24 protein-coding genes are annotated in these 24,394 nt (G+C 59.9%); 14 read left to right on the forward strand and 10 right to left on the reverse strand.

What is annotated here, in order from left to right; all coding sequences use genetic code 11:
* Nucleotides 1-9 precede the first annotated feature (9 nt).
* The 3 genes from BMY36_RS05900 to BMY36_RS05910 form a co-directional block, all read right to left on the reverse strand.
* Nucleotides 10-738: a YjbF family lipoprotein gene (locus BMY36_RS05900; protein WP_082224868.1), complete on the reverse strand. Its 729-nt coding sequence runs from the start codon at nt 736-738 to the stop codon at nt 10-12.
* A complete protein-coding gene (locus BMY36_RS05905; protein ID WP_050520160.1) occupies nt 735-2,954 on the reverse strand; it encodes a YjbH domain-containing protein in 2,220 nt (739 codons plus the stop codon). The genes BMY36_RS05900 and BMY36_RS05905 overlap by 4 nt, the downstream gene beginning before the upstream one ends.
* Nucleotides 2,955-3,042: 88 nt before the next feature.
* Complete coding sequence (locus tag BMY36_RS05910) at nt 3,043-5,001, reverse strand: polysaccharide biosynthesis protein (RefSeq protein WP_050520104.1); 1,959 nt, start codon at nt 4,999-5,001, stop codon at nt 3,043-3,045.
* Nucleotides 5,002-5,315: 314 nt separating this feature from the next.
* On the opposite strand from BMY36_RS05910, the gene BMY36_RS05915 reads away from it, so the two are divergent.
* Complete coding sequence (locus tag BMY36_RS05915; RefSeq protein WP_050520105.1) at nt 5,316-6,263, forward strand: 2-hydroxyacid dehydrogenase; 948 nt, start codon at nt 5,316-5,318, stop codon at nt 6,261-6,263.
* On the opposite strand, the gene BMY36_RS05920 is transcribed toward BMY36_RS05915, so the two are convergent.
* Nucleotides 6,256-6,915: a GntR family transcriptional regulator gene (locus BMY36_RS05920; protein WP_050520106.1), complete on the reverse strand. Its 660-nt coding sequence runs from the start codon at nt 6,913-6,915 to the stop codon at nt 6,256-6,258. The two genes, BMY36_RS05915 and BMY36_RS05920, sit on opposite strands and share 8 nt — an antisense overlap.
* A 230-nt stretch (nt 6,916-7,145) precedes the next feature.
* On the opposite strand from BMY36_RS05920, the gene BMY36_RS05925 reads away from it, so the two are divergent.
* From BMY36_RS05925 to BMY36_RS05960, 8 genes are all read left to right on the forward strand, one after another.
* On the forward strand, nt 7,146-8,153 hold the full coding sequence (locus tag BMY36_RS05925) for a TRAP transporter substrate-binding protein (protein ID WP_050520107.1): 1,008 nt from the start codon (nt 7,146-7,148) through the stop codon (nt 8,151-8,153).
* 113 nt (nt 8,154-8,266) lie between these two features.
* Nucleotides 8,267-9,058 (forward strand): TRAP transporter small permease subunit, encoded by a 792-nt coding sequence (locus tag BMY36_RS05930; RefSeq protein ID WP_074818494.1) that lies wholly within the window; start codon nt 8,267-8,269, stop codon nt 9,056-9,058.
* A 4-nt stretch (nt 9,059-9,062) separates the two neighbouring features.
* Nucleotides 9,063-10,658, forward strand: coding sequence for a TRAP transporter large permease (locus BMY36_RS05935; RefSeq protein ID WP_050520108.1), 1,596 nt, complete (start codon nt 9,063-9,065; stop codon nt 10,656-10,658).
* A 15-nt stretch (nt 10,659-10,673) separates the two neighbouring features.
* Nucleotides 10,674-11,615, forward strand: coding sequence for a phytanoyl-CoA dioxygenase family protein (locus tag BMY36_RS05940; RefSeq protein WP_050520109.1), 942 nt, complete (start codon nt 10,674-10,676; stop codon nt 11,613-11,615).
* 12 nt (nt 11,616-11,627) lie between these two features.
* A complete protein-coding gene (locus BMY36_RS05945; protein WP_050520110.1) occupies nt 11,628-13,115 on the forward strand; it encodes a D-arabinonate dehydratase in 1,488 nt (495 codons plus the stop codon).
* Between the two features lie 13 nt (nt 13,116-13,128).
* On the forward strand, nt 13,129-14,097 hold the full coding sequence (gene denD, locus BMY36_RS05950; protein ID WP_050520111.1) for a D-erythronate dehydrogenase: 969 nt from the start codon (nt 13,129-13,131) through the stop codon (nt 14,095-14,097).
* Nucleotides 14,097-15,011 (forward strand): DMT family transporter, encoded by a 915-nt coding sequence (locus BMY36_RS05955; protein ID WP_050520112.1) that lies wholly within the window; start codon nt 14,097-14,099, stop codon nt 15,009-15,011. Before denD ends, BMY36_RS05955 begins: the two co-directional genes overlap by 1 nt.
* A 12-nt stretch (nt 15,012-15,023) precedes the next feature.
* The gene (locus BMY36_RS05960; protein ID WP_050520113.1) at nt 15,024-15,938 is read left to right on the forward strand and encodes an NAD(P)-dependent oxidoreductase; all 915 of its coding nucleotides are present in this window, start codon (nt 15,024-15,026) and stop codon (nt 15,936-15,938) included.
* Nucleotides 15,939-15,977: 39 nt separating this feature from the next.
* Here BMY36_RS05960 and BMY36_RS05965 read toward each other — a convergent pair whose 3' ends face one another.
* Together BMY36_RS05965 and BMY36_RS05970 are read right to left on the reverse strand one after the other, a co-directional pair.
* Nucleotides 15,978-16,316 carry a branched-chain amino acid transport AzlD family protein gene (locus BMY36_RS05965; protein ID WP_050520114.1) on the reverse strand — a complete coding sequence of 113 codons (339 nt, stop codon included), beginning with the start codon at nt 16,314-16,316 and terminating at the stop codon, nt 15,978-15,980.
* Nucleotides 16,313-17,035, reverse strand: a complete 723-nt coding sequence (locus tag BMY36_RS05970) for an AzlC family ABC transporter permease (protein WP_050520162.1) — start codon at nt 17,033-17,035, stop codon at nt 16,313-16,315. Before BMY36_RS05970 ends, BMY36_RS05965 begins: the two co-directional genes overlap by 4 nt.
* A gap of 91 nt (nt 17,036-17,126) precedes the next feature.
* Between BMY36_RS05970 and BMY36_RS05975 the strand changes: the two genes are divergently transcribed.
* Together BMY36_RS05975 and BMY36_RS05980 are read left to right on the forward strand one after the other, a co-directional pair.
* Nucleotides 17,127-18,908 carry an IlvD/Edd family dehydratase gene (locus BMY36_RS05975; RefSeq protein ID WP_050520115.1) on the forward strand — a complete coding sequence of 594 codons (1,782 nt, stop codon included), beginning with the start codon at nt 17,127-17,129 and terminating at the stop codon, nt 18,906-18,908.
* 10 nt (nt 18,909-18,918) lie between these two features.
* Nucleotides 18,919-19,653 (forward strand): SDR family oxidoreductase, encoded by a 735-nt coding sequence (locus BMY36_RS05980; protein ID WP_050520116.1) that lies wholly within the window; start codon nt 18,919-18,921, stop codon nt 19,651-19,653.
* Between the two features lie 50 nt (nt 19,654-19,703).
* On the opposite strand, the gene BMY36_RS05985 is transcribed toward BMY36_RS05980, so the two are convergent.
* Complete coding sequence (locus BMY36_RS05985) at nt 19,704-20,615, reverse strand: sugar kinase (RefSeq protein ID WP_331458137.1); 912 nt, start codon at nt 20,613-20,615, stop codon at nt 19,704-19,706.
* Nucleotides 20,612-21,100 (reverse strand): DUF2478 domain-containing protein, encoded by a 489-nt coding sequence (locus BMY36_RS05990; protein WP_050520118.1) that lies wholly within the window; start codon nt 21,098-21,100, stop codon nt 20,612-20,614. Before BMY36_RS05990 ends, BMY36_RS05985 begins: the two co-directional genes overlap by 4 nt.
* 50 nt (nt 21,101-21,150) lie before the next feature.
* Between BMY36_RS05990 and BMY36_RS05995 the strand changes: the two genes are divergently transcribed.
* Genes BMY36_RS05995 through BMY36_RS06005 form a run of 3 tightly spaced genes read left to right on the forward strand, consistent with a single transcriptional unit; the run spans nt 21,151 to nt 23,121 of the window.
* Nucleotides 21,151-21,681, forward strand: coding sequence for a hypothetical protein (locus BMY36_RS05995; protein ID WP_050520119.1), 531 nt, complete (start codon nt 21,151-21,153; stop codon nt 21,679-21,681).
* Entirely contained in the window at nt 21,678-22,271 is a 594-nt protein-coding gene (gene mobA / locus BMY36_RS06000) for a molybdenum cofactor guanylyltransferase MobA (RefSeq protein ID WP_050520120.1), read from the forward strand. Before BMY36_RS05995 ends, mobA begins: the two co-directional genes overlap by 4 nt.
* Entirely contained in the window at nt 22,261-23,121 is an 861-nt protein-coding gene (locus tag BMY36_RS06005; RefSeq protein WP_050520121.1) for a hypothetical protein, read from the forward strand. The genes mobA and BMY36_RS06005 overlap by 11 nt, the downstream gene beginning before the upstream one ends.
* Nucleotides 23,122-23,127: 6 nt before the next feature.
* On the opposite strand, the gene BMY36_RS06010 is transcribed toward BMY36_RS06005, so the two are convergent.
* Nucleotides 23,128-23,358 carry a sulfurtransferase TusA family protein gene (locus tag BMY36_RS06010; protein WP_050520122.1) on the reverse strand — a complete coding sequence of 77 codons (231 nt, stop codon included), beginning with the start codon at nt 23,356-23,358 and terminating at the stop codon, nt 23,128-23,130.
* Nucleotides 23,355-24,386: an aromatic ring-hydroxylating dioxygenase subunit alpha gene (locus BMY36_RS06015; protein WP_050520123.1), complete on the reverse strand. Its 1,032-nt coding sequence runs from the start codon at nt 24,384-24,386 to the stop codon at nt 23,355-23,357. The genes BMY36_RS06010 and BMY36_RS06015 overlap by 4 nt, the downstream gene beginning before the upstream one ends.
* Nucleotides 24,387-24,394: the final 8 nt, after the last annotated feature.

Genomic DNA, 24,394 nt, shown 5'->3' on the forward strand with positions numbered 1-24,394 from the left:
CAGATGGGGTCAATATAGTATTTCGGCTAACACAGCGGTTCTTGCCAAGAAAGTTTTTAATACATTTTTTCGTAGATGCTCAACTACAACAAATCCAATGCTTTCACCAATCCATTGGCGCGATCGGCGCAATTTTCCGCCGGTCTCTACCCAAAAGTCGTTTTTATGGGCACCCGTTGGGCCAACACAGGTTTCCGTGATGCGCTGCGTGGCAAAGCGCAAATCGACAATCGTGATGGTTTCGGCACCAACACGGGCTGTCTGGCAGTCAAACTGCTGCATCATAATCTGGTCATCCCCGCTTAACACGCCGTAACGGCGGGTATAGGGCTGCCCCGGCTTCATAACTTGCGACAGGCGTGGCACCTGCGCCGACATCAAATCCCCCGCAAAACCGCGTGTTGCCAAAATCATCCCATCGCGCATCGACAAGGTCAGGTTGTCGATTGATGCCCAGGTTTCCACGTCCCCACTGGTCCCCAGCTTTCCGATCACGCCTTGCACCCCCGCTTTTTCCACCAGCACCAGATCAACCGGGCTGGTGATGGTGTTCAGCACATCGCGTGTGACGCGCGCGGGGGGCGCAGGTGACGTGGGGGTTTTCAAACCACCCACAAGGGCGGAGGCCGAGGTTTGCATCGACCTTATCGTCGCGGTTGCATCGCGATCCGTCCCGCAGGCCGTGACCGCGAACAGGGCCATGACACCTGCCAAAAGCGGAAAGGGGTGGCGCATCATTTCCAGAACCTTCCAAATTGATTGTCCAGCTCGCGGGCATGATAGCCGCGCACAGTTTCATACAACCGATTGTCGATTTCCAGCTTTGCCCCGCCATCGCGGCGGAACGGGCGCAGAACGAACGGCGTTGTGCTGCGCGTCGGCGTCCCCAAACCCCAGTTCAGCGGAATTACAACCCGGATGCCCTTGTCAAACGACCCGCTGCCAAAATCTGCCGCCGATACATTGGTTTTGGTCGCAAAGGCCCCAACACGCCACCCATTGGCAAATTCGCGGTCTAATGAAAATGTCGCGCCAATATCCCCCGCCAGATATTTCCCCACATCAAGCTGCGCGTGGAACCCCTGCCCAATTTCGTAATAGGCCGACACATGCCCGCCCAGCGTGGTGTAGCTGGCAGGGCCAGCCTTTGGCCCGCTGTCGGTCGCATAAATCTCGGCGGGCAGCGCAAACCCAAATTTTTGGTCTGGCGCGCGCTGTTTTACATAATTCAGTTCCGCCCCCAGCGCCCAACGGCTGCCGGCTGGTTTCCACAACACTTCGGTGGAAATGCCGCCAAACATCCGCTCCAAATACCCGGCAGACGCGCGCGCATACACGTCTTGCGCCAGCTTTACGTTCCAATCCAACGCCAGCTTTTCAATCGCGGTGCCACCATCGCGGTCATAGAAATAAACGGCGGATCGCACGGCCTGCAATTTGCCCCGATCCGGCAAAGGCGGGCGATCGGACAAGTTTCCGGCAAGGCGTTGCGTCACCTCGCTCGCGATCACCAAACCGGGGCGCAGTTCAAACCGCCCGGTCGCGCGCACGCCCACATCGCCTTTGAAGGGGGCTGTTTGGTCAAAAAACCGCAAGCGCGTGGTGGGGGCCAGCGACCAAGTGAATCTGGGGTATAAATCAGGGTCTTGGTTGAATCCCTGCGCAGATCCGGTATCGCCGCTAACCGTGATGCGCTGCGCCATTTTTGTGCTGGCATCGGCGTCAAATTCCAAATTCTCCAGATCCGCGCGGCGCAGGGTGATTTTGGACGCCGCAATGCCATTGGCCATTGGCACAATTTCAAACTGTTCGACGGATGCTGGCATCACATGGCTTAACGCGCGGGCGGTGCGGCCAATCGCTTGGGCATTGTTCAAATAGCGGGTGTTGCGGATGCGCACCTGCACGCTGTCGCCGGTGGTGTAGCCGATGGAGTCCACCACAATCCCGTCGGGTTGCAACCGTAACGCCAAATTGTTGCGCAAAATGGGCGCTGCATCGGTCTGCGCCACCCAAACGGGCGAATAAGCCGTCTCATTCCCGGCCCGATTGGGGCGGATATTGACCAAGGCAGGCGCGCTGTCGGTCACCCCGCCCATCGGCCGCTTTTTGGGGTTGATGAACAGGTGCCCGCCAATCCCCACCGTATTGCCGTACATATAATAGGCACCCAGCCGGAAATAATCATTCGGCTGGTATTCAACCCCAAGGTTCACCGGGCCTTTCTGCGCAAAGGTGCCGCGGGTGCCCGCCTCTTCAACATATTTGTCGGATGAATATTCTGCCTTTACCGTCCATTGATCGTTGATTTGCCATTCCACGCCGCCAAACGGGGCCGCCGGGCCGCGAAACCACTGCTTTGCATTGAAATTGCCACCAAACCCCACAACGATCGGCGGCCGTATCCCCAGGGGGGAGCCGATGTTGCCTTCGCTGCCCAAACGCCCCCAGCCCAGACCCGCCGTGACCTTCAGGTTGGGGGTCAGCGTTTTGGTCGCCGCCACATATTCGCCCGACAAAACACCCGTTCCCGCAAAATCTTGCAGGCCAATTGTTACGCTGGGCAAAAAGCGTGTTTCGTCCAATGCCTTGAATCGCAAGTCAAAACTGCGGTCATAATAAGTGTCAAACTGCTCCACCCCGGTCAGGGGGCGGCCTTTTGCCCGCGCCACTTGGTTCCAGTCGCGGATGCCCAAAAAGCGAAAGCTGGCAGACAGGCGTGGCGTGATCTGAAACGACAGGGTGTTGCGACGGATTGGCCCGAATTGGCTGGCGCTGATCGACAGTTGCCCATCCGGCTGCGCCTCACCCGAGGGCATGTCGATCAACCCGGTCGCCCCATACATGTTCAACGATGGCCGCATTTCGGCATGGGCAAAGGGCGCAAAGCCAAGGGTGCTGGTCAAAAGGACCATCACCGTCAAACGGGGGGATTTGCGCAAACTAACCTGCATCACTGCCTCATTCTTGTTTGGGGGAACCATAATCGGTTTGGCGCAACACAACACCGATACAAGGCAAATGGACTTATTTTCTGCGCATCTATTGCGCCATTGCCACCGCGATGGGCGCATCCAAGGCATCAAATCGGTGAACGATCTGTGGATCTGGGGGTTGGTAACCCTCCACATAGGTCAAAACGACACCGCGCGCCTCATCTGCGGCCCCGGTCGCCACAGCGGCCCGCAGGGCGCGCAAGGCGGTGGCCATTTGCAATTCCGTCAGGCTTTGCTCTTGGGCACGCAGAATTTTAGGGTGCGGCGTGGTTAACAAACCCTCGCCAATCAACAACTCCTCATGAACTTTTTCGCCGGGGCGCAGCCCGGTCACCACAATTTCGATATCCCCGTCCGGCGCACGCGCATCGCGCACGGTTAGGCCCGCCGCCTCTATCATTTGCTGTGCCAGGTCACGGATTTTCACCGGGTCGCCCATGTCCAGCACGAACACATCACCGCCGCCATGCCCCACGGTGGTCGCGTCGGAATAGGATCCGGCCAGCAAAACCAACCGCGCCGCCTCGGCGAGTGTCATGAAATACCGCGTCACATCTTCATGCGTCAGCGTCACAGGGCCGCCCTGCGCGATCTGTTCCTTGAACAACGGAATGACCGAACCCGATGACCCCAATACATTGCCAAAGCGCACCATCGAAAACACGGTGCCTTGCGATCGTTTGGCAAGGTCTTGCACCACCAATTCCGCCAACCGCTTTGACCCGCCCATGATGTTGGTGGGGCGCACGGCCTTGTCGGTCGAAATCAGCACAAACTTTTTCACCCCCGCCTCATTCGCGGCATCGGCCAGCGTGCGGGTGCCCAAAACGTTGTTGGCCAGCCCCGCAATCGGGTTCGCCTCCACCAAGGGCACATGTTTATAGGCCGCCGTGTGAAACACGATGTCGACCTTGTGTTCGGCCATCACCATGCGGGCCATCCGGCTGTCTGTCACGGATCCCAGCACCGCCACGATCTGCGTCTGCCCATCTGTAACCAGCGCGGACAAATTCCGGTCAATGGTATAAAGCGCGATCTCGCTCACCTCAAACAACACGATGCAGGCGGGTTTGCTTTTCAACAATTGGCGACACAGCGCCGACCCAACCGACCCCCCCGCACCCGACACCAAAACCACGCGGCCGTGATACGGGTCCGCCCCTTGCGGCATGGTTTTTTCAACGGGATCGCGGCCCAGAAACATGTTCGGCTCCACCGGGGTCAGCGTGTCCACTAAACTTTCAATGCCCACCAATTGCGCAAAGGATGGCACGGTCATTACCGTCAGCCCCAGCATTTGCAACCGCCGCGCAATCTGTGCCAGCTTTGGGCCGGGCACCGATGGCATCGCCAACAACACCCGGTTCACGTTGCGCTGTGCGGCCAGATCGGCGATCTTGTCAGACCCGAAAATCCGCAACCCGCCCGCGGACATCGAGTGAAGCGCTGGGTTATCATCGACATAGGCCACAGGCAAAATCCGGTCATGCGCGCGCAGCGCTGCCAACAGCTGCATCCCCGTGGTCCCCGCGCCATAAATCAGCACGCGCTGCCGGGTTTGCCCCGCCCGCAGCACCCATAGCAACACATGCAGCATCGCAAATCGCGTGCCAACCGCCAGCAGGAAAAACAGCAGCCCAAACAGGATAACCGCCATGCGCGAAGGGGCCAGGCTGGACCAATGCGCCACCACCGACAGCGCCGCCGTTACCAAAGCGGCCATCAATCCCGTACGTAAAATTTCACGTGATTCGTAGGCGTTCAATTTGATGTTCGGCATCTTCAGCGCGATGGACGCAACCCCCGCCAGCGCTGCCAACGTAACCAACACGCCCAGATTGTGGGTGATGAATGGGCCGGTCGGAAGCCGTTCATACAGCACAACCAAGGATAGAATGAAGGCGAGTGGGGCCAAAACAACGTCGATTGACGCCAAAACCACTTTTTTTTGCCAGCGAGACAATTTATCAACAAATTTAAAAAGTGGGAGCTGGATAAGCTGCATTGTTTTCCCCGTTCTGGTGAGGAGAACAACTATTCAAAAACAGTTAATGAAAGATTAATAAACCTAAGGTTGTTATGCAATCATATGAGGTTGTGTTTACTAGCATTTATTGCACGGCCAAGATGTGCTGGCTCCCGGCTCTGAGTTTCTACGCTTTAGTTGTCTTTTTTGGGGGGAGCGAAAGAATGTGAGCGGTAACACAAACGGTGCTGGCGGGGGCAGGCGGAATTGGTTACGCATTTGATGTACTGGAGTTTCGCACCCCGCCACAACCTGTGGCGGAGCCCCATCATTTCTGCCGAAAGGACGCTGCAATGACCCTTCCCACCCTGCTTGCCGTCGGAACGTTCAACGACTGGGATGTGCCAGATATGCGCAACGGGTTCGATTTGGTCACAATTGCGTCCATCACCGATCTGGCGGGGTTGGATGCGGGTTTGCGCGGGCAAGTGCGAGCCGTGGCCTACAAAGGTCATAAACCCTTTGACGGTGCGCAGATGGACCTGCTGCCAGCGCTGGAAATCATTGCCAATTACGGTGTCGGCTATGACGCGATTGATGTGGTGGCGGCAACCGCCCGCAAGGTGCGCGTCACCAATACGCCGGATGTTTTGAATGATGATGTGGCGGATTTGGCGGTCGGGATGCTGTTGTCCTTTACCCGCAACATGGCGGCCAATTCGGCATGGCTGGCGCGCGGCGATTGGGCGGAAAAGGGCGATCCACCGCTGGCGCGTAAACTTAGCGGCACGCGCGTGGGCATCATGGGGCTGGGCCGCATTGGCCGCGAAATTGCCGACCGTCTGGCCGCGTTCAAGATGGAAATCCACTATCACAGTCGCACGGCCAAGGATACGCCCGCAGGCTGGGTCTGGCACGCCACGCCGGAATCACTGGCGGCCAGTTGCGATTATATGGTCGTGGCGCTGGTTGGCGGCAAAGCGACCGAAGGGTATGTTTCCGCCTCGGTCATCGCGGCAATGGGCGCGGATGCCGTGATCGCCAACATCTCTCGCGGCTCCACGATTGATGAAACCGCTTTGCTGGACGCGCTGGAAAATCGCCGCATCCGGGGGGCCGCATTGGATGTGTTCCGCGTAGAACCTGCGCTGGATCCGCGCTTTTTGGCGCTGTCCAACGTGTATTTGCAACCGCACCAAGGGTCCGCGACGATTGAGACGCGCAAGGGCATGGGCGCATTGCAACGCGCAAACATCCGCGCGCATTTGTCGGGTCAGCCGTTGCTAACACCTGTCAACTGACCGCCTGTTCCTTTTGGGCGAAAATATCGGTGATGTTCAACACCAGATGGCGCATGTGGCTCTCCACCTCGGCACTGACCAAGGTCACATCGCGCGTCATCAACCCTTTCACAATCGCCGCGTGCTGTTGCAACACACGGGCACGGTCGCTGCGCAGGCTGGCGGCCAAAAACCGGGGCCGCCACAGCCGCGCCATATAGGCGGCATGCGTATCAATCAGCGCATTGTTGTGCGACGCGGCGGTGATCAGTCGGTGAAACCGCATATCGACCTCAAAATAATCCACAGCGTCGGCGGTGTCCGAAATATCCAGCATTTTTTGGTGCAACGCCCGAATGTCCGCCAGCTCGCCTTCAGTCACGCAAGCGCAGGCCAACCGCGCGCCCAGTGATTCCAGCGTGTTCATCACGATCAGATCATCAGTGATCTCTTTCAACGTGGGGTCCGCCACCACCGGGCTGCGCGACGGGCGCAGCGTCACCAACCCCTCGCTGGCCAAAATCCGAATGGCCTCGCGCAGCGGTGTGCGGCTGACCCCGCGCCCCACCGAATTATCCCGCTCCTTGATCAGCGCGCCGGGGGGCAACACACCCAACAAAATATCGCGGCGCAGGCTGTCTGCAATTTCCTCGGCCAAGGGTCGTTCTGACATATACCGTCCAATTTCTTGCAGCCCATTCTAGGCCCTGTCGCGGTCCCATGGGCCCTGCACACTTCCCAACACATATCGCCAAACCAGATTAAAATGAAAAACAAAAAATTTGGTATACCAAAACGGTTGCATTTTGGTACGACTGCTTTAGCGTTGGGTCAGGTGCGGGGAAAACCCCGCCCGGTCGCCGAAATGCGCCACGGCCATTCACAACCGTTCTGGGAGGAACCATGAAATTTAGCACCTACCTTGTGCCAGCAGTCGTTGCAGCCAGCTTTGCTGTGCCCGCAAACGCTGAAATCCTGCGCATTCAAAACCATTACGCGCCAGAAACAGTCTCTGGCAAAATGATCCAGCAGTTCGTTGACGATGTCGAAGTGATGTCTGGCGGCACGCTGGATATTGAAATGTTCTACTCCTCCTCCGTTGTCAAAACGGTGGAAACCTTTGATGCGGCCGCCACAGGCATCCTCGATTGCGACATGACCGGCGGCGCGTACCAGACCGGCAAAAACCCTGCGTTCCAGTTCGTGGGCGACATCATGGGCGGCTATGATACCCCATGGCAGCAATATGCGTGGCTGTACAACGGCGGGTTTGAAGCGGCCGACAACCTGTACGGCCAATACGGGATGAAACTGATTGGCTGGTCGATCTATGGCCTTGAATCTTTTGCCTCGACCAAGCCGATTGCAGGCATGGCCGATCTGAAGGGTTGGAAATTCCGTTCCCCCCCCGGTCTTGAAACCGAAATCTTTGCGTCCTTGGGTGCAAAGCCTGTCGTGATGGATTTCACCGAAATCTTTACCGCGCTGGAAACCGGTATCATTGACGGCGCCGATGCGTCGGGCCTTGCCAACAACATGGGCATGGGCCTGTATGATATCGCCAAAAACGCGAACTTCCCCGGCTTCCACTCCATGCCGTCGGACCACCTTGCGTGCAACAAAGCGAAATACGACAGCCTGTCCGAACAGCACAAGCGCATCCTGGAAGCGGCGATGCAAAAGCTGTCCTTCCAAATCGCTTTGACATTTGAGGTGAAAAACCTCGAAGCCAAAGCAACGCTGGAGGCCCAAGGCGTTACCATTTCCGACTGGTCCGAAGAGGACCGCGCCGCATTCCGTGCCGCAGCACAGGCCGCATGGCAGGGTTGGGCGGAAAAAACACCAGAAGCCCGCGCGCTGGTCGACAGCCATATGGCCTTCTTGACCCAGCTTGGTCTGGTCAAAAAATAAGGGGTTCGCCCTGATATATGGCGGCAGGCGGGGCAACCGGCCTGCCGCTTTTTGCGCCCCAAGCGGGGCGAGGCACCACCAGCCGCGAATTACCATCAGAACGGGGAAACACCATGCGCGCATCCAGTGCCACACGCGAATTGCTTTGGCCTTTGGTCTTTATGGCCTCTGCCGGGTATCTGGCTTGGTACACGCCGCGCCTGATCATTTGGTGGGGCAACGCGTCTGACGCGATGATCAACCGTTTTCCTGTCGCAGGCGCGCCCGAATTTCTGGCCCTTGCCGCGTTCGTTTTGTCCCTGATTATGGGCCCCCTAACCATCCGCCCCACGGTGCAAGAGGGGACAAATCAAACCGTCTTTGACCGCCTGTCCCTGTTCATGGGCCGCGTGACGATGTTGTTGATCGTGTCCCTCGTGCTGGTCATGTTCTATGAAGTGATCGCGCGCTATGTGTTTGAGGCGCCAACCCTTTGGGCGAATGAACTTTCTTTGTGGATGGCCGGCGCGATCTTTCTGTTTTCGGGCCTTTACGCCATGCAGCAACGATCGCACATCCGCATTTACCTTTTGTATGACATGATGCCCCGCAATGTGCAGCGCCTCTGCGATACGTTTTCGGTCTCATTGATTGTTGGCTTTGCCTTCATCATGCTATGGGGCAGCTATAATGAGGCGCGCGATAAATTCCTGCGCTGGGAAACCTTTGGCACCGCGTTTGACCCGCCCATCCCCGCCACCATCAAACCTTTGTTGATCGTGTTCATCTGCCTTGTGGCGCTGCAGGCGGTCGTGAACCTGATCTGCGATTGGAACAAAGACAAAGAGGTTCATTCGGTGGTGGATGAAGCCGAGATTGAAGAATACGTGCAGGAAATGGGCGAAAAGCTCAAGAAAAAGGGCTGATCAGATGTTTGATATTTCCACCATTTCGCTGGTCCTCCTCCTCGCCATGCTGTTCCTTCTCGCCATCGGCATGCCGCTTGGCTTTGCCTCCGCAGCCCTTGCGGGGCTGGTGATGTTCATGAAGTTCGGGCCGGACTTTTTGTTCAGCAGCTTTGGCACCGGCCCCCTCGGCATCTTGTCGCAACGCATCTACGGGTTGATGACGGATTATGTGCTCATATCAATTCCGCTGTTCATCTTTATGGCCAACTTGCTAGAGCGTTCTGGCATCGCGGGCCAAATGTATGACAGCCTCAACATCTGGCTGTCTCGCACCCGTGGTGGCATTGCGATTGTCACCTCGATCATGGCCGTGATCATGGCCGCCATGTCAGGCATCATCGGCGGCGAAGTTGTGCTGCTGGGCCTTATCGCGCTGCCCCAGATGCTGAAACTCGGCTACAACCAAAACCTCGCCATCGGGGTTATCTGCGCCTCCGGCTCGCTTGGCACCATGATCCCGCCGTCCATCGTGCTGATCATGTATGGCCTGATCACCGAAACCTCGATCAAGGCGCTGTTCACCGCGTCCTTTTTGCCCGGCTTCATGCTGGCCTCGTTTTTCATCATCTACATCATCATCCGCACGCAGCTGCACCCCGAAGATGCGCCTTTGCCGCCCGATGATCCGAACGACCCCAAAGGCCGCGAAAAAACCATGCTGTTCCTCACCTTCCTTGCCACACTTGCGGCGGGTATCGGGGCGGCGCTGTGGGTGCGCGTGGCGTTTTTCACCGTCACAGGCCAAAACCGCTTTATCCAAGGGGTGGATCCCATCGCCCTTGGTACGCCCGAATATGTCTGGAAACTGGGCGCGTTCGTACTGGCCAACGTGGCGCTGATCGTCTTTGTTTTTGGCATTAACCGCATGAAGGTTGCTTGGGGCATGGGCAAAGGTCTTGTCGCGCCCACGCTGGTGATCGGTGTCGTTCTCGGCTCCATCTATGGCGGGATTACCGGGATTACTGAGGCGGCTGGCATGGGCGTTATCGCCGTGTTCGTCATCGCCGTGCTGCGCCGTGAAATGACCGGCAGCTTGCTGTGGGACAGCCTGAAACGCACGCTGAAATCCACGGGCACCATCATTTGGGTCACCATCGGGGCCACCGCCCTTGCGGGTGCTTATACCATCGCGGGCGGCCCCGATTACATCGCCAGCGCGATCATCGGGCTCGACGTGCCCGCCATGGGGATCATCCTTGTGATGATGCTGATCTTCCTTATCCTTGGCGCATTGATGGATTGGGTGGGCATTGTTTTGCTGGTCATGCCGGTGTTCCTACCCATCGTCCTAAAACTCCCGATTGAAGAAATTGGCCTCTTTGGCGAACTCAACCCCCGCCATGTCGCAATCTGGTTTGGGGTGGTGTTTTGCATGAACATGCAGGTGTCGTTCTTGTCGCCGCCCTTCGGCCCCGCCGCATTTTACCTGAAATCCGTGGCCCCGGCGCATATCTCGCTCACGGATATTTTCAAAGGCTTCTTGCCCTTCATCGGCATCCAGCTTTTGGCGCTCTCGGTCCTACTGATCTGGCCACCCATCGTCTCTGTCTTCCTTTAACCAAAAGGGTCACCCATGCTTTCCCCTACCCAAATCCAGCAGTTTGAAACCACCGGATATCTGGTCGTCGATAACGTGCTGGATGCGGACAGGCTGGCGGCGATCAAGGCCGAATACAGCGTTTTGATGGACCACCTTTATGCCAATTGGCACGGGGTGGGCCGCGTGCCGGATGGCGCAAACCTTGATTTTTGGGGCAAACTGCTGGCCGCCTACAGCGCGGGCTGCGATTGGTTCCAACCAATGGATATCTCGCTGCCCGGCGAACAAATCCAACTCGATACGCCGTTCCATTTTGGCCCCGCCGTGTTCGATATGGTCACCAACCCGCGCCTTTTGGACATGGTGGAACAGCTTATCGGCCCCGAAATCACCTCCAACCCCATCCAGCACGTCCGCATCAAACCGCCCAGCACCACCCTGCGCGACACCGAAATCCGCGCCCACATCACCACCACCGACTGGCACCAAGACCGCGCCGTGGCACTGGAGGTGGCGGATCAAACCCAAATGGTCACTGTCTGGTTGGCGATCACCGATGCCACGCTGGAAAACGGCTGTTTGCAGGTGCTGCCGGGCAAGGTGGGCATGCTGCCCCATTGCCCCAAAACTCAAACCGCCATCGCGGACGGTTTCATCGACCCCGCCCGTGCGCAACCGCTGCCGGTCAAGGCCGGGGGTGCGGTGATCTTTCATCCCCTCACGCCCCACGCCTCGCTTGCCAACCAAACCGACGGATTTCGCTGGTCGTTCGATCTGCGCTATAACGTGACGGGCCAAAACACCGGGCGCAGCCATTTCCCCGACTTTATCGCCCGCAGCCGCACGAGCCCAAGCGCCGAACTTCATGACTGGCAAGCATGGGCGCAGATGTGGCACGCTGCCCGCACCCGCCTTGCCACCGCCCCCCAAACCCCCATCCACCGCTGGCACGCCAACAGCCCCGCCTGCGCCTAACTGGAATACCCCATGACCCCGATAATCCTTGATGCCACTGACAACGTTGCCACCGCCACCCGCAGCCTGAAACCTGGCGAAGATGGCGCAACCCAGCCCATCCCCCGCGGCCACAAACTGGCGCGCGTGGCGATTGCCAAGGGGGATGCCGTGCGCAAATACGCGCAAATCATCGGCTATGCGGCAGCGGATATCGCGGCGGGCGACCACATCCACACCCACAACCTCGACTTTCGTGCCGTTGATCAAGATTATGCGTTTGGCACCAACCTGCGCCCCGTTGCCCCCGCCAAACCCGATCATTTCCGGGGCTACCGCCGCGCCACGGGCCGCGTGGGCACCCGCAATTATATCGCTGTCCTCACTTCCGTGAACTGTTCTGCCACCGCCGCGCATCGCATCGCCGATCACTTCACCCCCGAACGTCTTGCCGCCTATCCCAATGTGGATGGGGTGGTGGCGTTCGCCCACGGTACAGGCTGTGCGATGGGCGGCAATGGCGAAGGGTTTGAGGCGCTGCAACGCGTCCTGTGGGGCTATGCCCGCAACCCCAATATCGGCGGCGTGGTGCTGGTGGGCCTTGGCTGCGAAATGATGCAAATCGACTGGCTGATCGAAAGCTATGGCCTCAAACCCGGCCCCTTGTTCCAATCCATGAACATCCAAGATGTCGCGGGCCTGCGCCGCACCATTGATCTGGGCATTGAAAAAGTCGCCGCCATGCTGCCCGTGGTCAACGCCTTTGAGCGGGAGGATTGCCCCGCGTCCGAGCTGATGGTCGCCCTGCAATGCGGCGGGTCTGATGCCATGTCGGGCATCACTGCCAACCCCGCGCTGGGCTATGCCTGCGATCTCTTGGTGGCCCAAGGCGGCACAGGTGTGCTGGCCGAAACGCCCGAGATTTACGGCGCCGAACATCTGCTGACCCAACGCGCCGCCACCCCCGCCATCGGCGAAAAACTATTGGGCCTGATAAAGTGGTGGGAGGATTATACGCTGCGCAACAAAGGCAGCATGGACAACAACCCCAGCCCCGGCAATAAAACCGGCGGCCTTACCACCATCCTCGAAAAATCGCTGGGGGCGGCGTCCAAAGGCGGCACCACGCCCCTGAACGGCGTCTATAAATACGCCGAACCCGTCACCGCGCGCGGGTTCACTTTCATGGACAGCCCCGGCTACGACCCCGCATCCGTCACCGGGCAAATCGCCTCTGGCTGCAACCTTGTGGTGTTTACCACCGGGCGTGGCTCGGCCTTCGGGGCAAAACCGTCGCCCTCGCTGAAGGTTGCCACCAACACCGAAATGTTCACCCGGATGGAGGCGGACATGGACATCAACGCAGGCACCATCCTGTCGCACGGCAAAACGGTGGAACAGGTCGGCCGCGAGATCTATGACATGCTGCTGGCCGTGGCATCGGGCCAACAAACGAAATCCGAGGCCGAAGGGCTGGGCGATTACGAATTTGTGCCGTGGCAAATTGGTGCGGTGATGTGAAAAAGGACAAATAATGCGGGTATTGATCACAGGCGGCGGCGGATTTTTGGGCCAAAAACTGGCCCGCGCGCTGGGCACCACAGGCCAGTTGCGCGGCCAACCCATCACGCAGCTTACGCTGGCCGACCTTGCCGCCCCCGCGCCGCTAACCCTGCCGTTCCCCGCCACAAACACCGCTTGCAACATCACCGACCCCGCCGATGTGCAAACCCTTATGGCGCAGCCCTTCGACGTCATCTTCCACCTCGCCGCCATCGTGTCCGGCCAAGCCGAGGCTGATTTTGACCTAGGCCTCAACGTCAACCTTTTCGGCACCTTGAACCTGCTGCAAGCCGCCCGCACCCACGCAAACGCCCCCGTGGTCGTCTACGCCTCCTCTATCGCCGCCCATGGCGGAGAGGAGCCTGCGCATATCGTCGACGGGGTGGAGTTGAACCCACAAACCTCCTACGGCACGCAAAAGGTGATGGGGGAATTGCTGCTGAACGACATGACCCGGCGTGGCATGGTCGATGGGCGCGGGTTGCGCCTGCCCACCGTCACCATCCGCCCCGGTCGCGCCAACGCCGCCGCATCCAGCTTTATGTCGTCCATTTTCCGCGACACGCTGCAAGGCGAAACCTCCAACTGCCCGGTCGCCCCCGATTACCCGATCTATCACACCGCCCCCCGCACCGTGGTCGCCAACCTTATCCACGCCGCCAACCTAAATTGCGCGGATTTCGGCACCAACCGCTGCATCAACCTGCCGGGCCGCAGTGACACTGTGGCGCAAATGATCGCCGCCATGACTGATGTGACAGGCCCCGATGCCGAAAACCGCATCACATGGCACCCCGATGCAGCGGTGCAAACAATCGTTAAAGGCTGGCGCGGCCATTGCACCCCCACCAAGGCGCTGGCACTGGGGTTCGCCCAAGACGCGTCATTCGCCGATACCGTGCGCTGGTTTCTGGCCGATGACATCGCAAAGGCCCCCTGATGCAGCCCAAAGCCCGCGAAGATAACCCGATGCTGGGCCTAGGCCTAATGTGTGCGGCGCTGGCGATGTTCACCTCCATCGATACGTCCGCCAAATGGCTTATTCTGTCGGGCCTGCCCATCTTGCAGGTGGTTTTCGTGCGCTACGCCGGGCATTTCATCGCCTCCAGCCTTGCCTTCATCCCACGCGAAGGGATAGAGGCGTTTCAGTCCAACGCGCCCCGCCTGCAACTGCTGCGCGCGGTTGTGCTGCTTGCCAGCACCGTGTTCAATTTTGCGGCGCTAAAATATCTGCCCATCACCATCACCACCGCGATCTATTTCGCGTCCCCCATCATCATTACCATCCTGTCCGTGCTGTTCTTGGGCGAACGCATCGGTGCGCGCCGGGTCGCGGCCATTCTGGTCGGTTTCGCCGGGGTCATGGTGGTGGTCCAACCGTGGGGCGCTGCCTTTCACCCGGCCATGGCCCTATCGCTCTGCGGTCTTTTATGCGCCGCGACCTATTTTGTCATCACGCGGCGTTTGGCAGGGGTGGAAAGCAATTCCACCAGCCAACTTTGGGCCTCTGGCCTTGCCACACTGGTGCTGGCCCCGTTCGGCGTGATGGTCTGGGTCTGGCCACAAACCGGCACCGAATGGGCCGTGCTGTGCATGATCGGGGTGTTTGGGGCTGCGGGCCACGGCATCGCGGTAGCCGCCCACCGCTTTGCCGATGCGTCCAGCTTGGCCCCCATGACCTATATCCAAGTGATCTATGCCACCGCGTCCGGCTTTTTCATCTTTGGCAATCTGCCGACATGGGTCACCGCGTTCGGCACCACGATCATCATCGCATCGGGCGTCTATATCTGGCGGCGCGAACGCGCGCTGATGCTGCAACGGCGGCGGGTCGAAGCCGCCGCACTGACCTGAAAGAGGGACACCATGACCAAACCAAAGATCGGCTTTATCGGCCTTGGCTTTATGGGGGTCGGCATGGCCGCGAACCTTGTGGCCAAAGGATACCCCCTGATGGTGCGCGGCAACCGCAACCGCGCCCCCATTGACCGCCTGCTGGCCCTGGGCGCGGTGGAGGCTTCATCCCCCCGCGCCATGGCCGAGGCGTGCGACATCATCCATTTGTGCCTGCCCGACAGCCCGGCGGTGGAGGCTGTTCTGCGCGGCCCTGACGGCATCATGGCCAGTGGCAAGGCGGGCTTGATCGTGATCGACGCCACCACCGCCGACCCAAATTCCACCGTGGCATTGGCGGCGGAAATGGGGGCGTTGGGTATGGTGCTGGTCGATGCCCCCCTTGGCCGCACGCCAGCCGAGGCTGAGGCAGGCACGCTGGACGCCATGGTTGGCTGCGATGATGCGGTGTTAGCGCAAATCCACCCCGTCATTTCCACATGGGCGGGCAATATCAACCACATGGGGCCAGTGGGGTCTGCGCACCGCATGAAACTGGTGATGAACTTTATCGGCATGGGCTATGCAGCGCTGTATTCCGAGGCGTTGGTGATGGCGGTGAAATCTGGCCTGTCGCCACAAGATGTGCAGCGGGTGATAGGCTCCTCGCGACTGACCAATGGGATGTTCGACAGCTTTATGAAATATGCCGTGGGTCGCGATGTGAATGCGCATAAATTCACCATCCAAAACGCGGCCAAAGACACCCGTTATATCGCCGGCATGGCAATGGCTGCGGGTATGGCGAACCCGATGGGGGCCGCCATACGCAACGCATTTGCGCAGGCAGAGGCGGCGGGCAAGGGTGGCGATTATGTACCGTCGCTGTCTGATCACGTCGCCGCGTTGAATGGGTTGGACTTGGCTGCGGCGGTGAAAAAGGGCTAGGGTTTGCCGTGTGGCCAGCATGCCTGCGGCGCAGGTATTTTAGCCAAGATGAAATTGCGAGGTCAGGTATTGCAGGCCCCACAGCGTGCCCATGCCCACCACAATCGCCCAGACCACGCCCAGCCGCCAGCCAGCCCACATGGCGGCGGCAGCGGCGATCATGCGCAAAGGGTCCAGCTGGCCGCCGTTGGCAGCGGGCCAAAGGATCATCGGGGTAACAAGCGCGGGCAGCACCGCCACGCCGACATAGCGCAGATGCACCAGCAGCCAATCGGGCAATTGCCGCCCGCCTAGCAGGCCAAGGAAGGAAAAGCGGATCAGATAGGTGCCAACGCCCAGCACCGCCGTTACAAACCAAAAGGTGCTGTCGGGGATCATAGCTCTGCCCCCCTTGCTTTGCGCCGCTGCCAAAACTCTACCTGCGCGCCTGCGATCATCGCCAGCACGGCCGCGATGATCAGGCCAAAATTCCATGGCACCCAGGCAAACGCCACCGCCGCCAGCACCGATACCCCCGCCGTCACGACATGGGGCAGAGTGCGCAGCATGGGGGCGACCAGCGCGATAAAGCAAATCGGCACCGCAAAATCGGGCGACAGAGACGTGGGAATCGCTTGGCCCAACAGCGCACCCAAAAAGGTGCAAATGTACCAAGGGATGCACACCACCACGATGCAACCAAAATAATAGGCGATCTTTTGGTCCAGCGGCATCTCTGGCTCCGCCTCAAACGTCTGCACGGATACGGCGAATGTTTGATCGACCATCACATAGGCCATCAACGCCCGCAGCCGCAAAGGCGCCGCACCGATATGCGGCACCAGTGCCGCCGAATACATCGCCATGCGCATGTTCACCGCGAGGGACGCCAGTAACACCACGAACACCGGTGCGCCTTCTTGCAACAGCGACAGTGCCGTGAACTGCGCCGACCCCGCAATCACAATCGCCGACATCGCTACGACTTGCAAAATATCCAACCCCGCATCGCGCGCCACCACGCCAAACAGCGTAGAAAACGGGATCACTACCACAATAAACGGGCTGCAATCCTTCAACCCCCGCCAAAAGGCCGCTTTGGTTTCGACACTTGCCATTTTGCCTGCAACTTTCATCAATAGCGGTTGCGATATGGTATACCAAAATGCAGTATAGCCGCAAATGCACCCGTAGCAGAAAGCACATACCATGTCCGATACCCGCGCGCGCAAGAAATACCGCTCTCAGGAATGGTTCGACAATCCCAATAATCCGGGCATGACCGCGCTGTATCTGGAACGCTATTTGAACCAAGAATACACGCGCGAGGAATTGCAGGGCAACCGCCCCGTGATTGGCATCGCGCAAACCGGGTCGGACCTGACGCCGTGCAACAAAATCCATGTGTTTTTGATGGACCGCATCAAGGCAGGCATCCGCGATGCGGGCGGCGTGCCGATGGAATTTCCTGTGCATCCCATCCAGGAAACCGGCAAACGCCCCACGGCTGCATTGGACCGCAATTTGGCGTATTTGTCGCTGGTGGAGGTGCTGCACGGCTATCCGCTGGACGGGGTTGTGCTGACCACGGGCTGCGACAAAACCACGCCCGCGATGCTGATGGGGGCAGCCACCGTGGACCTGCCCGCGATTGCGCTGAACGGCGGCCCGATGCTGGACGGTTGGTGGAACGGCGAACGTACGGGGTCCGGCACCATCGTTTGGGAAAGCCGCCGTTTGCTGGCCGATGGCAAGATTGATTTGGAAGAATTCATGTCGCGGGTCTGCTCTTCCGCCCCCTCCCTTGGCCATTGCAACACCATGGGCACCGCCAGCACGATGAACGCGATGGCCGAGGCGCTGGGCATGTCGCTGCCCGGCAACTCTGCGATTCCGGCCCCGTTCCGCGAACGTATGGCCATGGCCTATGCCACCGGAAAACGGATCGTTGAAATGGTGGAGGAGGATTTGAAACCCTCTGACATCCTGACCCGCAAAGCGTTTGAAAACGCAATCGTGGTCAACTCTGCGATCGGCGGCTCCACCAACGCACCGCCGCATTTGCAAGCGATTGCTCGGCACGCAGGCGTGGAATTGCACGTGACTGATTGGCAGAAAATCGGGTTTGACGTGCCGCTTCTCGCCAACATCCAACCCGCTGGCAAATACCTAAGCGAGAGTTTTTACCGCGCAGGCGGCGTTCCCGCCATCATGGGCGAACTTTACGCAGCAGGCCGTTTGCACGGCGATGCGATGACTGCCGCTGGCAAACCCGTGTCGGAAACCATCGGCCATTGGCGCAGCCGCGATACGGAAGTCATCCTGCCCTACGATGCCCCCATGCGCAAAAACGCTGGCTTTCTGGTGCTGTCCGGCAACCTGTTTGACAGTGCCTTGATGAAAACCAGCGTGATCAGTGCCGATTTCCGCAGCCGTTTCCTGTCGCAACCCGGCGCGGAAAACATCCATGAAGCCCGCGCCATCGTGTTTGAAGGCCCCGAGGATTACCACGACCGCATCAACGACCCCGCTTTGGGAATCGATGAACACTGCATCCTGTTCATCCGCAATGTTGGCTGCGTCGGCTATCCCGGCTCCGCCGAGGTAGTCAACATGCAGCCGCCAGATGCGATGATCAAAGCGGGCATCAACCACATGCCCACCGTGGGCGATGGTCGCCAATCGGGCACCTCCGAAAGCCCCTCCATCCTCAACGCCTCCCCCGAGGCCGTGGTGGGCGGCGGCCTTGCCCTGTTGAAAACGGGCGACCGCGTGCGGCTCGATCTGAACGCCAGCACTCTGAACGCTTTGGTCGATGACGCCGAATGGACCCAACGCCGCGCCGCTTGGGTCCCGCCAGAACTGCATCACCAAACACCGTGGCAAGAGATTTACCGCCAACATGTCGGCCAGCTTTCCGACGGCGGCTGTCTGGAACTCGCCACAACCTATCACCGCGTGGTCAAGGATTTGCCGCGCGACAACCACTAGGGGCCGATCTATGCAATCCATCATCATCACGGGCGCAGGCTCCGGCATCGGCCGCGCCACGGCCACGGCTTTCCTTGACGCAGGCTGGCGCGTGGGCCTGCTGGGTCGCCGCGAGGCACCCTTGCAGGAAACCGCGAACGCCAACCCTAACGCTCTCATCCTGCCCGCCGATGTGACCAACCCAACCCAAGTCGACGCCGCCTTTGCCACAGCCGCCACCCAATGGGGCCACATCGACGCGCTCTTTAACAACGCCGGCGCATCGCTCCCCTCCACCCTGATTGATGAGATTAATGTCGACGATTGGCTCCACCTCTCCAACGTCAACATCACGGGCATGTTCCTGTGCGCCCGCGCCGCCTTTCGCCACATGCGCACCCAAACCCCGATGGGCGGGCGCATCATCAACAACGGGTCCATTTCCGCCCATGTCCCGCGCCCCGGCTCTGCGCCTTACACCATGTCAAAACACGCGGTCACGGGCCTCACCCGCACCCTGTCGCTGGATGGTCGCCCCTTTAACATCGCCTGCGGTCAAATTGACATCGGCAACGCGCTAACCGATATGGCCGTGGCGATGACCAAAGGGGTCCCCCAAGCGAACGGCACCAACGCGGTGGAACCCGTGATGGACGTGAAACACATCGCCACGTCCATCCTGCACATGGCCGGCCTGCCACTCGATACCAACGTGCAGTTTATGACCGTGATGGCCAGCGCCATGCCCTTCATCGGGCGCGGCTAAATCATCTCTTTCTAAATATCCTCAGGGGGTTAAGGGGGCAGAATGCCCCCTTACTCAAAAACCTCACACAGCGCCCCGCGCTGCCCAATCACCCGCGCCGCCAACTGCGCGCCCGCCCGCACTGACGCCGCCGCATCGCCGCCCACCAACCACGCGCTCAAAAAACCCGCGTTAAAACTGTCGCCCGCCGCCGTGCTGTCCACCACGGCAACCCCAACCTCCGGCGCGTGCAACCCAACGACCCCATCCTCCAGCGTCATCATCTCCCCGCCGCCATTCTTCACCACAACCAACCCGGCTCCAGCCTTGGCATAGCGTGCCGCCGTCGCCGCCACATCCACATCACCAAAAAACGCTGCCTCATCCTCATGCGATGGCAACACGATGTCCGACAGCGCCGCCGCCTGCATCACCACATCACACATCGTCGCCGTGTCATCCCACAGCCGGGGCCGCAAGTTCGGGTCAAACACCACTACGGCCCCTGCCGCACGCGCCACGCGCAACGCCGCAAACAGCACGTCCCGCCCATCCCCTTCCAAGATCGCCAAGGTGATCCCCGACAAATACACCACCCCCGCGCCGTCCAACCCCCGCGCCAACCGCCCCGCATCTGCCAGCAACCGCGCCGCCGACTGCCCGCGCCAATAGGCAAAGCTGCGCTCACCGTCCCGCAATTCGATCATATAAAGCCCCACGGTCCGCCCCGGCAGCCGCGCGATATGGCCCACGCCAATCCCCGCCGCACCCAAAAACCCGACCATCCGATCCGACACCCCATCCTGCCCCAGCGCCGTGAAATACTCCACCGACCAGCCCTCGGGCAAAACCCGGCGCGCATACCACGCGGTGTTCAGCGTATCCCCCGCAAACCCCATCTGGTACGCGCCGCCCGCCAATGGTGCCATCTCCACCATCGCTTCACCAATCGCCACCATCCGCTGCATCTTTGGCCGCATCATCGCCCCATCTCCTCCCGACAAAATCCCAAAACGTCCGCGTCAACCGGGGCCAACGCTCGGCCCATCCCATCCGCAAATTCCTCAAACGCCGCCAAATACCCGTCCCCCACGGACAACAGCACGGGCACCCCCGCGCCCAACGCCGCCCCAATCAAAGGTCGAAACCCGCGCCCCGCCGCCTCTTGCTTGCCAAACTTGTTCACAATCACCACATCTGCCCCTGCGGTCAGCTGCGCTTCAACCAATCCCACCGCGCGCTCCAACCCCGCCGCATCCAACCGGCACCCGCGCGACAACGTCCCCAGCGACTGGCTAATCCGCACCAAATCCCCGCCCAAAACCTGCAAATCCATCGCCCCGCGCGCGCCTGTATTCACCTGCACCACACCCGCCACGCGCACGCCCTCAGCCTGCAACGCCGCCGCCACGCAACCCAATAAATCATTCGCCTGCCCCTCGGCAAACCCGGTGATATAGCCCAGCATCGCGGCCCTCTTGCAAACTCAACCACTGGCATACAAGATACCCAAACCTGATGAAAGCACCCATCCCCCCTATGATCACCGCACGTTTCACAGTGACCAAAGATGAACTGGCCGAAGGGCTTGGCGTTTCCAGACACTTGCTTTTGACCCCCACCCAGCGCGGCATCATAAAAGGCTGGTCGATCTGGCGCGACTTTCTGTCAGGTATGGCCCCGTTGCTGCTATTCTGGGCAATCAGCATCATCGCCACGGGTCAAACCACCCTCGCCCCTTGGCTTATTGCGATCGGTGTCACAGCTACCTTTGCCAATATGCAATATTACCGGGTTTTGGTGGCTTGGATGGCCGCCAATGCAACAAGCGCCCCTGTTGAGACCGAGTTGACAGCCTCCGAAAGCGGTGTTGCACTCCGCGCACCTGCCGAGACACGTCATCTTGAATGGCCCGCGACCCAAGGCATCATCAAAGGTAAAACAGCGATCTTTCTCAACGTCAGTGGCGCGGTTTACCCCCTGCCTCTGCGCGCGCTGGAAAACCCCGATGCCACCTTCGCCCAACTCACCGCTTGGCGCGGTACATGACCCCCCAAATCTTCCCCGCAATCATCCTCGCAGGTGGCCGCGCAACCCGCATGGGCGGTGGTGACAAAGGGCTCTTGATGCTCAACGGCCAAACCCTGCTCGCCCATGTTATCGCGCGGCTGCACCCCCAATGCGCGCCCCTTGCGATCAACGCCAATGGCGATGCCGCGCGCTTCGCACAGTTCAACCTGCCCATCCTGCCCGACACCATCCCAGATCACGCAGGCCCGCTGGCAGGCATCCTCGCAGGCATGGATTGGGCGGCCAGCTTCGGCCACCCCGCCCTCATCACCGCCGCCGCCGACACGCCGTTTTTCCCGCAAAACCTCGCTGAAATGCTGCACGCCAACGCAGGCCCCAGCGGTCTGTGCATCGCCGCCACGGCCGACGGCCTGCACCCCACGTTCGCTCTCTGGCCCACGCATTTGCGCGACGATCTGCGCAGCGCCCTCACCCATGGCCAGCGCAAAGTCCGCGATTTCACCACCCGTCACAGCGCCACCACCGCCACGTTCGACGCCGCGTTTGACCCGTTCTTCAACATTAACACGCCCAACGACCTTATCACCGCGCAAAACCATGCAGTTTGACAACATCCTGATCGTCGATTGGTCCGGCGGCAATGACCGTGGCAAATCCCCGAAAAAAGACGCAATCTGGTCCACCCTCATCGATGGCAGCACCCCCGTCAAACCCATCTACCACCGCAACCGCCAAGTGGTGGAAGCCTACCTCCACGCCCTCTGCACAGAAATCCTCGCAAAAAACCAAACCCTCCTCGCAGGCTTCGATTTCCCCTTCGGCTACCCCGGCACGTTCGCCGCACAAATCACAGGCAGCGAAAATCCCTTGGCCTTGTGGGACCATTACGCCGCCCACCTCACCGACACACCAACTCAAAACAACCGCTTCGCCCTCGCCAACCAACTCAACCAACTTTTCCCCGGCATTGGTCCATTCTGGTTCAACGCAACAAAACAAACCCTGCCGCACCTGCCGCACAAAGGCACCGCCCGCACCAACCATGGCCTGCCCGAAAAGCGCTTATCTGAAACCATGGCAAAAGGTGCTTTCACCTGCTGGCAACTCGGCGGGGCAGGGGCCGTCGGCTCCCAAGCCATAACGGGCATGGCCAGCCTCTCCCGCCTGCGCGCAGCTTTCCCCACCCAAATCGCGGTCTGGCCGTTCGCCCCCCTCACCAAACCGATCACGCTGGTCGAGGTGTGGCCCTCCCTTTACGCCCCAGAAATCCGCGCCGCCCAACACCTCGATGAAATCAAAGACGCCGCCCAAACCCGCATCACCGCCCAAATCATCGCCGCCGCGCAATCAGGCGGCACGCTGGCAACCCACCTCGCCGCCCCCCCCGCCATCGCGCAAAAAACCGAAGGCTGGATTCTGGGCCTGCCCTGCCCAATTCATCTTGGCAAAAATACCTAGAAATCCTCAGCCGCGACAAATCAAATACGCCTGCCCGCCCGCAACCTCAGCCATGCCCAAAAACCCATGCCCGCCCTGTGTGCAAAAATGCGGCAAATCCACCACCGCCATCGGGTCACTCGCCAAAACCCGCAGCACTGCGCCGGGTTTCATCCCCATCAACGCTTTGCGCGCGCGCAAAACGGGCAGGGGGCACAACAGCCCCAGCGCGTCCACTTCCACGTCCCAATCGCTCACGCCCGCTCCGCCGCGATCATCCGCTCCACCAGCTTGCGAAACCGCATCGCGCCTGCATCCAACCCCAAGTTCAGCGGCACGCCCTCAATGGCCATGCCCCGCTGCACCGCCTCCAAAATCGCCTTATCCTCATTAAACGCCATGGTGGCCCCGGCAAACATCCGCTCCGCCATATCCGGCCGCCCCGGAATGGCGTTGCAATGCTGAAACCAGAAATAGAGCGTATTCTCCGCGTCCACAGGCGTCATGAAATTATACGAAAAATTCCGCAACGCCGCATCCGGCAGCCCGTCATCGCGCCCACCCGTCCCCACTGGCGTATAAATCGACCCGTTAATCGCCACGGCAGGCAGGCGACATTCATAATGCTGCTTGCGGTCGCAATTCCCCGCAAAAGCCAAAAATGGCTGGTAATAAGGCGACGCGGGCGCATCATAAATCCAGCGCGACACAATCACCCGGTCCGCGCCTTCAAACATATCCAACGGCGCGTTGTCGGTCCCCGCCCCGGCAAAAGATGTCAAATGCACCCATGCCACATGGCTGGGGTCCAGCAAATTATCCACCACCCACAGGTAATTGCAGCCAATCGACAGCGAACCCCGCGCGGTTTTTCCCCAGTTCGGGTTATCGAAATTCGGAATGTCCAGCATCAGGTCCACATCCGCCCGCGCCGCATCCCCCGGCCAAATCCACACAAACCCGTACCGTTCCACAATCGGAAAGCTGTGCACCCGCGCGCGTTTGGGTATCGCATCTGGTTGCGTGGGGGCGGCCACACACGTGCCCGACCCATCAAACGTCAACCCGTGATATCCGCAAACCACACGGTCATCCACCAGCGTCCCCATAGACAACGGCAGTTTGCGGTGCGGGCAGGCATCCTCCAACGCAACAACCGGGCCGGCCGCGCTGCGGTAAAACACAATCGCCCGCCCAAACAGCCGCAGCGCGCGCAAGGAATGGTCAAAATCCTCCGCCCGCCCGGCCACATACCAACAATTCAACGGATACTCGCCTGAAAACATCGCTGTGC

This window comes from Pseudorhodobacter antarcticus (assembly GCF_900110135.1).
Classification (GTDB): domain Bacteria; phylum Pseudomonadota; class Alphaproteobacteria; order Rhodobacterales; family Rhodobacteraceae; genus Pseudorhodobacter; species Pseudorhodobacter antarcticus.

Bases quoted from the DNA above. Each gene is read 5' to 3' on its own strand.
- BMY36_RS05900 (WP_082224868.1), bottom strand. From the start codon at position 738: ATGATGCGCCACCCCTTTCCGCTTTTGGCAGGTGTCATGGCCCTGTTC.
- BMY36_RS05905 (WP_050520160.1), bottom strand. From the start codon at position 2,954: ATGCAGGTTAGTTTGCGCAAATCCCCCCGTTTGACGGTGATGGTCCTT.
- BMY36_RS05910 (WP_050520104.1), bottom strand. From the start codon at position 5,001: ATGCAGCTTATCCAGCTCCCACTTTTTAAATTTGTTGATAAATTGTCT.
- BMY36_RS05915 (WP_050520105.1), top strand. From the start codon at position 5,316: ATGACCCTTCCCACCCTGCTTGCCGTCGGAACGTTCAACGACTGGGAT.
- BMY36_RS05920 (WP_050520106.1), bottom strand. From the start codon at position 6,915: ATGTCAGAACGACCCTTGGCCGAGGAAATTGCAGACAGCCTGCGCCGC.
- BMY36_RS05925 (WP_050520107.1), top strand. From the start codon at position 7,146: ATGAAATTTAGCACCTACCTTGTGCCAGCAGTCGTTGCAGCCAGCTTT.
- BMY36_RS05930 (WP_074818494.1), top strand. From the start codon at position 8,267: ATGCGCGCATCCAGTGCCACACGCGAATTGCTTTGGCCTTTGGTCTTT.
- BMY36_RS05935 (WP_050520108.1), top strand. From the start codon at position 9,063: ATGTTTGATATTTCCACCATTTCGCTGGTCCTCCTCCTCGCCATGCTG.
- BMY36_RS05940 (WP_050520109.1), top strand. From the start codon at position 10,674: ATGCTTTCCCCTACCCAAATCCAGCAGTTTGAAACCACCGGATATCTG.
- BMY36_RS05945 (WP_050520110.1), top strand. From the start codon at position 11,628: ATGACCCCGATAATCCTTGATGCCACTGACAACGTTGCCACCGCCACC.
- denD (WP_050520111.1), top strand. From the start codon at position 13,129: ATGCGGGTATTGATCACAGGCGGCGGCGGATTTTTGGGCCAAAAACTG.
- BMY36_RS05955 (WP_050520112.1), top strand. From the start codon at position 14,097: ATGCAGCCCAAAGCCCGCGAAGATAACCCGATGCTGGGCCTAGGCCTA.
- BMY36_RS05960 (WP_050520113.1), top strand. From the start codon at position 15,024: ATGACCAAACCAAAGATCGGCTTTATCGGCCTTGGCTTTATGGGGGTC.
- BMY36_RS05965 (WP_050520114.1), bottom strand. From the start codon at position 16,316: ATGATCCCCGACAGCACCTTTTGGTTTGTAACGGCGGTGCTGGGCGTT.
- BMY36_RS05970 (WP_050520162.1), bottom strand. From the start codon at position 17,035: ATGGCAAGTGTCGAAACCAAAGCGGCCTTTTGGCGGGGGTTGAAGGAT.
- BMY36_RS05975 (WP_050520115.1), top strand. From the start codon at position 17,127: ATGTCCGATACCCGCGCGCGCAAGAAATACCGCTCTCAGGAATGGTTC.
- BMY36_RS05980 (WP_050520116.1), top strand. From the start codon at position 18,919: ATGCAATCCATCATCATCACGGGCGCAGGCTCCGGCATCGGCCGCGCC.
- BMY36_RS05985 (WP_331458137.1), bottom strand. From the start codon at position 20,615: ATGATGCGGCCAAAGATGCAGCGGATGGTGGCGATTGGTGAAGCGATG.
- BMY36_RS05990 (WP_050520118.1), bottom strand. From the start codon at position 21,100: ATGCTGGGCTATATCACCGGGTTTGCCGAGGGGCAGGCGAATGATTTA.
- BMY36_RS05995 (WP_050520119.1), top strand. From the start codon at position 21,151: ATGAAAGCACCCATCCCCCCTATGATCACCGCACGTTTCACAGTGACC.
- mobA (WP_050520120.1), top strand. From the start codon at position 21,678: ATGACCCCCCAAATCTTCCCCGCAATCATCCTCGCAGGTGGCCGCGCA.
- BMY36_RS06005 (WP_050520121.1), top strand. From the start codon at position 22,261: ATGCAGTTTGACAACATCCTGATCGTCGATTGGTCCGGCGGCAATGAC.
- BMY36_RS06015 (WP_050520123.1), bottom strand. From the start codon at position 24,386: ATGTTTTCAGGCGAGTATCCGTTGAATTGTTGGTATGTGGCCGGGCGG.